At 54.6% G+C, this 9,058-nt stretch carries 9 protein-coding genes and 1 pseudogene; 1 reads left to right on the top strand and 9 read right to left on the bottom strand.

Translation table 11 applies throughout. From position 1 onward, the window contains the following. From QZ197_RS12815 to QZ197_RS12805, 3 genes and pseudogenes are all read right to left on the bottom strand, one after another. Positions 1-412: pseudogene (locus QZ197_RS12815) on the bottom strand (ABC transporter permease); the annotation flags it as partial. Positions 413-433: 21 nt separating this feature from the next. Next, positions 434-1,633, bottom strand: coding sequence for an ABC transporter substrate-binding protein (locus tag QZ197_RS12810; RefSeq protein ID WP_296432416.1), 1,200 nt, complete (start codon positions 1,631-1,633; stop codon positions 434-436). 12 nt (positions 1,634-1,645) lie between these two features. Beyond that, positions 1,646-2,254: a CDP-alcohol phosphatidyltransferase family protein gene (locus QZ197_RS12805; RefSeq protein WP_296432415.1), complete on the bottom strand. Its 609-nt coding sequence runs from the start codon at positions 2,252-2,254 to the stop codon at positions 1,646-1,648. Between the two features lie 167 nt (positions 2,255-2,421). On the opposite strand from QZ197_RS12805, the gene QZ197_RS12800 reads away from it, so the two are divergent. Beyond that, positions 2,422-3,024: a class I SAM-dependent methyltransferase gene (locus QZ197_RS12800; RefSeq protein ID WP_296432414.1), complete on the top strand. Its 603-nt coding sequence runs from the start codon at positions 2,422-2,424 to the stop codon at positions 3,022-3,024. A 44-nt stretch (positions 3,025-3,068) separates the two neighbouring features. Here QZ197_RS12800 and QZ197_RS12795 read toward each other — a convergent pair whose 3' ends face one another. The 6 genes from QZ197_RS12795 to QZ197_RS12770 all read right to left on the bottom strand — a co-directional run. Next, a complete protein-coding gene (locus QZ197_RS12795; RefSeq protein WP_296432411.1) occupies positions 3,069-3,518 on the bottom strand; it encodes a hypothetical protein in 450 nt (149 codons plus the stop codon). Between the two features lie 62 nt (positions 3,519-3,580). Beyond that, complete coding sequence (locus tag QZ197_RS12790) at positions 3,581-5,593, bottom strand: hydantoinase/oxoprolinase family protein (protein ID WP_296432410.1); 2,013 nt, start codon at positions 5,591-5,593, stop codon at positions 3,581-3,583. Positions 5,594-5,609: 16 nt separating this feature from the next. Next, positions 5,610-7,385: a hypothetical protein gene (locus QZ197_RS12785; RefSeq protein ID WP_296432407.1), complete on the bottom strand. Its 1,776-nt coding sequence runs from the start codon at positions 7,383-7,385 to the stop codon at positions 5,610-5,612. 78 nt (positions 7,386-7,463) lie between these two features. Further along, on the bottom strand, positions 7,464-7,868 hold the full coding sequence (locus tag QZ197_RS12780; protein ID WP_296432406.1) for a GtrA family protein: 405 nt from the start codon (positions 7,866-7,868) through the stop codon (positions 7,464-7,466). 6 nt (positions 7,869-7,874) lie between these two features. Next, positions 7,875-8,816, bottom strand: a complete 942-nt coding sequence (locus tag QZ197_RS12775; RefSeq protein WP_296432405.1) for a glycosyltransferase family 2 protein — start codon at positions 8,814-8,816, stop codon at positions 7,875-7,877. Beyond that, positions 8,817-9,058: hypothetical protein (locus QZ197_RS12770; RefSeq protein WP_296432403.1), on the bottom strand; the 242-nt coding region annotated here is incomplete at its 5' end.

The raw sequence follows: 9,058 nt of genomic DNA, 5'->3' as shown, positions 1-9,058 counted from the left end.
CCCATCCGGTCAAAACAGGCGAAAATAAACGCGACACCCAACCAGATGGTGCGATCAAAAACGCCAAACCAAAAGCCGCCGCCGCGTGCGGGACGGACAGTAATGGGGACAATAAACGCTCTAACGTGCGGAACGGTTTTGTGCCGGACCAACCCGCCGTGACAAGCATAACAATAGCGAGCGAGATCGAAGTGGCGAGCAACCCTGTCCTGATCGACAAAAGGGCCGCACGCGGCAGACCCGCCCAATCAAACAGATCACGAAATGGCGCAAGCGACGGACCAGTTAGACCAGCGGCGGGCAAATGCCCAAAGGCTGGCAATATGGTCCCGACAAGGCCCGCAATCACAGGCCCTAACATCACCAACAAGGTGATGATCGGCAGTAGCGGCAAGGCGCGGTTTGTCTTCATGCCTTGCCGCAACTCTCGCTTTTACTGCGCCACACCGTAGCGGTTGGCCCAATCGTCAGCGATACGGGTCATCCAGCTTGGGTGCGGCTCTGCTTGGACTGTGCCCAATTCTGCGGGGGACAGTGTCGCAACGCCCAACTGCAAGGCATCAAACCGCGCACGATCGTCTGTTGACAGTGCATCCACGTTCAGCACGGTGCCGTAACCCAAAATCTCTGGGTCTTGCGCACGGGCCTGTGCTTCTGGTGACATGAGGAAGTTTGCGACAACCATCGCACCTTCGGATGAACCTGAATTGTAAGGGATCGCCACGAAAGACGCGTTGCCAATGGTGCCTTTGTCCAGCACGAAAGTCCGCGCTGTCGGTGGCAACTGGTTGTTGGCAATCGCGGCAGTCGCCTCACCGGGGCTAAACGAAATCGCCAGATCAACTTCGCCGTCAGCGATCAGTTGCAACTGCGCCGGACCCGTTGTCGGATAGGCACGCCCTGCCCGCCATAAAGTCGGGGTCAATGCATCCAGATAAGCCCAAAGCGGGGCTGTGACAGCATCATAGTTTTCGTCCGTCGCTGGCTCGGACAACACAGTCGCATCATCCAAAAGGTCAACCAATGCTTGCTTGAGGAACGTTGTACCCAAGAAATCTGGCGGCTGCGGATATGTGAAACGGCCCGGATTGGCTTGGGACCATTCAAGGATCGCTTGCATTGACCCAAGTGGTTCCGCCAAATCGGCAGTATCATGGATGAACACAACCTGCGCCATCGCCCACGGGCTTTCATAGCCTTCGACTGGCACGGTAAAGTCTGTCTGGACGGTCTTGCCATCCACATCAACAAAGGCCCAGTTCGGCAGTTGTTCGGCGTAAGGACCAAACAGCAAATCCGCATCCTTCATCGCGGCAAAGTTTGCGCCGTTAATCCAGATCATATCAATCGCACCATCGTCGTCTTCGCCAGCTTGCTTTTCAGACAGCACGCGGGTCACTGCATCGGCGGTATCAGTCAGCTTCACATGCTCTAGCGTGACGCCGTAGTCTTCTGCGACACGCGCGCCAACCCATGCGATGAAATCATTGGTTGTGGTCGATCCACCCCAAGCATTCCAATAGACGGTTTGACCTTGGGCGGCCGCAGTGACGCCATCCCAGTTCGCAGGGTCAGTCTCTGCGAATGCCGGCACGGGGGCCAGCAACGCAGCCAAAATGGCAAGATGTTTCATCGGGTTATTCCTTTATGTCGTGTAGATTTGTTTGGCGGCGTAAATCCGCAAAGTAGCCGTCGCAAAGCACAAAGCCCCAAAGACCCATGCAAGCGGTGTGAACAGATGTGGCAGCAGGCAAAGGATCACGAAAAACACGATAGTCTCGGTCCCTTCCAGAATGCCATTGGAATAATAAAGCGACTTTTGGCCCTGCGCGTCGGTTTTATCCCCGTGCTTTTCAGCCAAGATGGCATAACCTAGAAAGCTGGTTCCATTAAAATAGAAAGACGCCAGCAGGAACGCGCCAGCAGAGCCATTTCCAGCCGGATCAGACAGCACAAACGCCAGCGGGATCGCACCGTAGAACAGAAAATCCGCCGCAATATCCAGATAACCGCCAAAGTCGGTCTTTTGAGTGGCGCGCGCCACGGCACCGTCCAATCCGTCTGCAATCCGGCTGGCCAGCAGCGGCACAAGCGCCAACATCGGCGCACCAACAGCGATCAATAGGGCTGCAAACAACCCTAGTCCAAGCCCGATCAACGTCACGCCGTTTGCCGTATAGCCGCGCGTCGCCAGCCCTGCACCGATCTGGTTCAGGGGCGGATCAATCAATCGACGTGCGTATCGGTCAAGCATGCGGTCCGGTCCAAAGTTTCACGACTTGTGACCCATGCGACTGGTTGACGCAATCGACCTGACGACAAAGTGACGGCCGCGGCGGGTTTTGTCATATTTGCAAAAGCAAACTACAGATGTAGGACCGCTATCAACATCGCAGGCATGAAACTGAAAATGAAGATACTTTGAAACAATCAACGTCAGAGCTTCGCGTCGATTTTGTCAGTGGTGCTGTTGCGCACCGCCTGCGGTTCGGTGGCGGACGCGGGCAAGACTTAGCAAAGGCAATGGGACTGCGGGCTGGCAAAACACCTATGATCATTGATGCCACAGCGGGTCTTGGCCGCGATGCATTTTTGCTCGCGTCTCTTGGTGCGCAAGTCACATTGATTGAACGGTCAGAGAAAATGCATGCTTTGCTTACGGACGGCATGAACCGAGCGGCCAAAGAAGGTGGGGCCTATTGCGAGATTATCGACCGCATGACCCTGTTGAAAGGTGACGCCAAGGATTTGCTACCTGATCTGGATGGCGAGGCAATATTGATCGATCCAATGCATCCGCCACGCAAAAGCTCTGCTTTAGTAAAGCTTGAGCTGCGCCAAGTCCGCGAGATTGTTGGAACCGATGAAGACGCCGCTGACCTTGTGCGCGTGGCGCTTGCAAATGCGACCAACCGCGTCGTCGTAAAGTGGCCCGCGAAAGCCGACCCGATTGAAGGCATTCGGGCATGCACCCATCACATTATGGGCAAATCAACGCGCTATGACGTGTTTATGATCGGCTAAGCGCACGGTTGATCGCAATCCCAAACCGCAGTTTCACGATCTCGCTATTCGAGAATACTATCCAGATTGCCGATAATACTGACCAGTAACACGACACCACAAATCAGTAGCGCCAGCCAGAAAACAAACTGCATAACGAACGCTGAAATACCAAAGCTCATCGCTAAGTAAGACAATCGATGTGGTTCATTTCGGTATAATCCGATACCGCCAAGCACCACAGCAACCCCGCCCGCGCAAAGCGCCGCAATTGTAATCATCCACGTATAGTCTTGGGGCAATGGTTCTGGTTCCGGCGCAGGTTCACCAGATAATGCACGCGCAGCAGACAGCCTGATCTCGGCAGCGATCTCGCCAATCGTCGATCCGGCGCTTTTTTCTTGCGGCTCAAACAGCACAGAAAACTGAATGAGGATCACAACGATACTCGCAACGCCAAACATGAAGCCCAAAAGCCCAAACTTTGCGGGTTGCGGTAAAGTGGTCTGTTGCATGCAAAAAATCCTAAGTCGATTTACGAAGGTTAGCACCAGTAGCGATCAATACCAAAAACTATTTACCCCAACCCATCGTGCGCAATTCTTGGCCGACCGCTTGCCTCTACTCGCAGTGTCGCCTCGATGAACATTGTCCGGTTCTCGATCTGCGCCTCAGAGATATCACGGCTGACTGATAGTCGAATTTCCTCGACTCCGGACGCACGCACAGCGGTTTCCGCCTCGGTTTGCAGGGCTGTTTCTAACGCCAAAAGCGCCGTATCACGATCTGTGAACACCTGCGGACCGTCTGGAAAATGCACAGCATATGATCCCTCGCCTGCGCTCGTGACTGTTCCGGTGGCCTGCATCCGTACTTGTCCAACGACCGCACCAATCGCATTGGCCACACCCCCATGGGCAGGCAAAACCATGCGCGTGCCAAGCCTTGCACCCACAGCACCATAATATGTTGCGGCAGATGCACCTAAACCGATCACAGGAACGCCCAGTGACATCTGCATTTGAATGACGCCTTTGTGCTGATCCAGACCCGCATGGGTCAAAGGATGTTGGGCCAAAGCCGCAGGATCTGCCCAGTCCAGATCATCCTCGGCAAAGCCCGCTTGCAGCAAGCAATCAACGGTTTGCGCGGTCAATTGGTCGATGATTTGACGTGACATGACCTCTGCGGTTTCGGCGATACGCGTGCCAGCGCCAGTTCTGCGACGTGCAAATAGCGTCACCGCCTTTTGCGCTGCATCCGCATCCCACGCGTCAACCAGCCCCAATACATGTGACGCGTCCGATGGCGTCACACCTGCCAAAATCACCAAGCCACGCCCGACCAACCGCGCCAAAGCAGGGCTTTCCATGCGTGATTGCAAAGCGTGACCCAGCCTCAGCGGCCCATCCGCCAAGCGATCCACTACGGTCTGCTCGCGTGCGTCTAATCCCTCCGGCATGTCTGTCCAAAGCGGAAGAACGAACTGGCCACCGTCCGCAGAGGGCACATCTTGCGCAAGCGCACGATCCAGTGCTGCGTGTACTAATTCAGGATAATGTTTTGCTGCCAGCGAGACCGGCATCAAGCGGCGCGGCCCTAGCCGCAACCCACCAGCCAGCCCATCAACTACGTGCACCTCGCTATCACCACCCAAGCCCCAGGTGCGCATTGCGACCGCTTCGACCATGGTGCGAAACGGACCAACCCGCGCGCCTTGGGGGTCGATCTTTGGACGCCCATCACGCAGCAGGCAAACATCTGTCGTGGTCCCGCCAATATCACTGACAAGCGCGTCCGTTTCGCCCGTCAGCCAACTGGCCCCCGCGATCGATGCCGCAGGGCCGCTCAAGATCGTTTCGATCGGTTTCTCACGCGCAACGCTGGCAGACACTAACGCTCCATCGCCGCGCACAACCATCAGCCGCGCCGTGATACCAACGGTGGTTAGATGCCCTTCGCAGGCAGTGATCAGGCGGTCCAACATGCCAATCAATCGGGCGTTCAAGACAGCCGTCAACGCGCGCTTCGGTCCACCCAGCGCTTGGCTAAGTTCGTGTGAACAACTGACTGGTTTACCTGTCACTTCACGGATCAAGTCGCGCACGGCAACCTCATGTGCGGGGTTGCGGGTGGCAAAGCTCGCGGCCACTGCAAAGCCAGTGATGCCCGCGTCCAACTTTGCCAGTTCAGTCTCTAACAAAGCCAGATCAAGCATTTTTGCTTCGTTTCCAGCATGGTTGTGACCGCCCGCAAGACGAATAACCGGATCACCACGCAAAGCCTCAGTGAGGCCAGCACGGCCCAAATCCGCATCTTCAAAACCAATCGCGATTAACGCAATCCGCCCACCCTGCCCTTCGACCAGCGCGTTCGTGGCCAAAGTTGTGGAGAGCGACACCATCGCGATATCAGCAGCCGCCACCTTTGCGCCTGCAAGGGCTGCATCAATCGCTTGGCCCACCCCGACAGCAAGGTCTGGGCGCGAAGTCAGCGCTTTGGCCGACGCTACAACGACATCCGCCGCTTCGTCCAGAACCACGGCGTCCGTATAGGTCCCGCCTGTGTCCACGCCTAAAAGAAATGCCAAGTTACACCACGCTGCTTTATTTGATTTCGAATATCATCAAGTCGCCGGCATCAACGTTGACTGGAATAAGCCAATCTGCTGTTGCACCCTCAACTAGGTCTCGCGCAAAACCGACATCATAAGTTGTTCCGCCGCACAACAACAAATGCGTGGCATTTGTATTTTCGATGTAAGATTTAAGTTTCGCCTCGGGCAATTCGAAAGGCAGATACCCGTTAGCAAAGGCAGCGGGACTGCGGTGATACGGTCCGGACAAACTCTTGTGGTGGGTTCTTAGCATTAACACTGGCCCAAGATTCATGGGGGTCAGAAAAATTCCCGTGGGCAAAGCGTTCAATGGCGCCAGCGCTTCGTCCTTGCGACAACTGTGATCCATCGCAGTCCGAACTGTCTGATCGCTTTGCAAGGCGCTTTTGATTGGTACTTCAAGCATCGATGGAGAGATCAGCAAAACCCCAACGCCTATCAACATGGCCGCGTCGCCTATCGTCCGCGCCTGCATATAGCGCTGCAACAGTGCAGCCAGACCAAAGCCTACTAAGACAGGCAACGCTCCCGCGCTCATTAGAAGTAGGCGGATTTGGGAAAAAGATGCCAGTACGCCGATAATGCAAAGGATCAAGAGCTGGCCGACGATGTCGCGCTTCTGGCAATCAACATGGCTAGCTTTGCCCATCCTTCGCCAAAAATAACCCGCTACCGCCAATGAACCCACAACCGGAAGCCCCATGCTGATGTAACTAAATGCGTTGTTCTGCGCATAAACCAAACCGGGTTGCGCCTCGACAATGCCAAAGCGGATTATATCCTGTACTTCTTGAGGAAGCGCGCCATAGGGACCCGCCAAACACGACCCCAACAATGGCCACGCGACGACGCAGCCCAGCGCAATCAAGGCAATGCCGAGCCCAAGCCGCATAAACACCCTACCTGACAGCAAAAGCATCGGCAAAATACTGGCGATTCCAGCGATTGCTATGAGGCTAAGCACCGGCAACCCAAGCTGATCGCACACTGGTAATGCCAGCCGCGTCTGCGGTGTCTGCCCCAACCAGAAAGCAACACTCGCCAGACTGAGCGACACACAAAAGACAACCAGCAGTCTGTCAGCGGTTGGGCTAAGTCCAAGATTGGCGCGTACAAAAAGCAAAGCACCAGCAAGCAAAATATAGGGAAGTGTTTCCAAACCGATCGCTAATGCGAATGCCGCAGCAACTCCAGCGACAAGTCCTGAGCGGATGGGTTGATCCGGCCAAATAATGGCGAATGTGATCAAAACAATCATCAAAACCTGAACGTTGTGGTGATCGATCCGGCCCGGTAAAAAGTAAAAATTAGACGTGAAAGGCCACATCATGGCGCAAAGCATGGCAAAGCACGCAGCATCTGGACCGATCAGGCGGCGGGTGCCAAATCCAACAACGACAATGAGCACCAACGCCAGCAAGGTAGGCCAGGCCGTCAAAGCAATCGTCAGCGCCAAATCACTCGGGAAAACCAATGAAAAGGCTAAAAACAGCCCGCCGATCAGCGCATCAATATAGCGCGACCAATGCATCAGAACGCCTTCAGGCGGCACTAGCCGATACTCGACCGTATCAAACCAACCTTGGCCACCCAGCCAGTTCTGGATCGAGATCAGGCGCATGACGCTGTCATTATCAAGCAGCGACAAATTGTCGTGGATCTGCGGTGCAGCAACCGCCGCTTTTGCCAAAACAATTGCTACGACAGCAGCAAGACTAAACCAAAAGGCTAGGTCTATGCGCGAGGAAAAGGTCGTTTGCCGCATCTTCAATGGCTCACTCGTGTTTTTGCTGTCTAGAAGGGACACAGTCCAACTGACAGCCACAATGGTCAACCCGACACTTCACGTCTCGTGCGCCCGAAATGCAATTAGTCGCGCGCCGCAAAAATTTATGAACGCACCGACAAATGACCCCAAAGCAAAGCCCCAAAACAACGTCGTTCCAGCCAACCCGAATAGCCCAATAAACACCGAATAAACCAGATAATTGCTCAGGGCTCCGATCATCTGTACGGCAAAATAGCGCTGCAACTGACCCTTGTTGCTTGAATGGCGACTAGTACGAAAAGTCCAATTTCGATTTAGGGCCCATGTGACAACAACCGCAGCAGGAAACGAAAGCGCACGCGCCAGATAGGGGTTCATATCTAGCCAGATCATCAGCCAAAGCAGCGCGCCATCAATAACAAAGCCAACGCCACCAACAACACTAAACCGAACGATCTGCCCCCAGAGATTTGGCGACATATCTGTCTATTTCCGCGATACGGCGGGCAATGCAAGATACGCCATCCGCTTCATCTCGCGGCGGCCCAACGTGACCGTGTCCAAAATCAGCCCTGCCATGACAGACAGCACTGCAATGACCATAACAGACGCAGCCAGAATTGCGGTTGGAAAACGCGGCACAAGGCCGGTGCCCAAGAACTCCGCCACGATGGGGACACCTAAGACCAGCGAAACAACACCCATGGCTAATCCGATCATGCCAAACATCAAAAGTGGCCGCTCTTCTTTCACTAGAAAAACGATCATCTTCAAGATGCGCACCCCGTCACGAATTGTGCTTAGCTTGCTGTCAGACCCCGGCAAACGGTCGATATAGTCCGTCTCGACATCAGCGATAGGCATCCGCAATTCAAGCGCATGAACAGTCAATTCCGTTTCAATTTCAAATCCGCGAGACAAGGCAGGGAAGCTTTTGACAAATCGGCGCGAAAAAACACGGTATCCGGTTAACATATCAGTCGTACGCTTGCCAAAAATTCGGGCGACAAGGCCGGTTAGCATCCAGTTTCCGAACCGATGACCGGGACGATACGCCTCTTGAATTTCAGTCACTCGGCAACCGCTGACCATATCCAACGTCTCAGCGCGCAGCTTATCAATCAAAAGGGGTGCAATCTTGGCCTCGTAGGTGTTGTCACCATCCACCATGACATAGATATCGGCCTCAATATCAGCGAACATGCGACGCACAACATTGCCTTTGCCTTGCTGCGTTTCGACGCGCACAATTGCACCCGCAGCTCGGGCGACCGCGGCCGTGTCATCGGTCGAATTATTATCATAAACGTAGATTTCTGCATCGGGTAGCGCTGCACGAAAATCTTCCACGACATGCACGATTGGCTGCGCTTCGTTGTAGCACGGGATAAGAACTGCAATTTTTGGGTCGCTGGAAGGCACTGACATCTAAAATTCCGTCTCGGGGCGCATGTTTGCTTTGAAGAGTTTGGACTGCGCTGCTTTTGCAAACAAGCCGATGCCAATCCTTTGCGGTCGTTTTGTGGCAATTCGGTGCAATTGCAACGCGCGGGCATTGTCTGCGGCGGCATTCCAGCCAATAGTTACATTATGAACACCACTGACACACTCAATGCCGCCATCACTGCCCGCCGCGACGATCTGATCGCGCTGACCCAAGACCTGATCCG

The sequence above is a fragment of the Yoonia sp. genome (assembly GCF_017854415.1).
Lineage (GTDB): Bacteria > Pseudomonadota > Alphaproteobacteria > Rhodobacterales > Rhodobacteraceae > Yoonia.
Note: the sequence above shows the minus strand (reverse complement) of the source record. Positions and strands in the feature narration are given on the sequence as shown.

Bases quoted from the DNA above. Each gene is read 5' to 3' on its own strand.
- QZ197_RS12785 (WP_296432407.1), bottom strand. From the start codon at position 7,385: ATGCGGCAAACGACCTTTTCCTCGCGCATAGACCTAGCCTTTTGGTTT.
- QZ197_RS12795 (WP_296432411.1), bottom strand. From the start codon at position 3,518: ATGCAACAGACCACTTTACCGCAACCCGCAAAGTTTGGGCTTTTGGGC.
- QZ197_RS12775 (WP_296432405.1), bottom strand. From the start codon at position 8,816: ATGTCAGTGCCTTCCAGCGACCCAAAAATTGCAGTTCTTATCCCGTGC.
- QZ197_RS12810 (WP_296432416.1), bottom strand. From the start codon at position 1,633: ATGAAACATCTTGCCATTTTGGCTGCGTTGCTGGCCCCCGTGCCGGCA.
- QZ197_RS12805 (WP_296432415.1), bottom strand. From the start codon at position 2,254: ATGCTTGACCGATACGCACGTCGATTGATTGATCCGCCCCTGAACCAG.
- QZ197_RS12780 (WP_296432406.1), bottom strand. From the start codon at position 7,868: ATGTCGCCAAATCTCTGGGGGCAGATCGTTCGGTTTAGTGTTGTTGGT.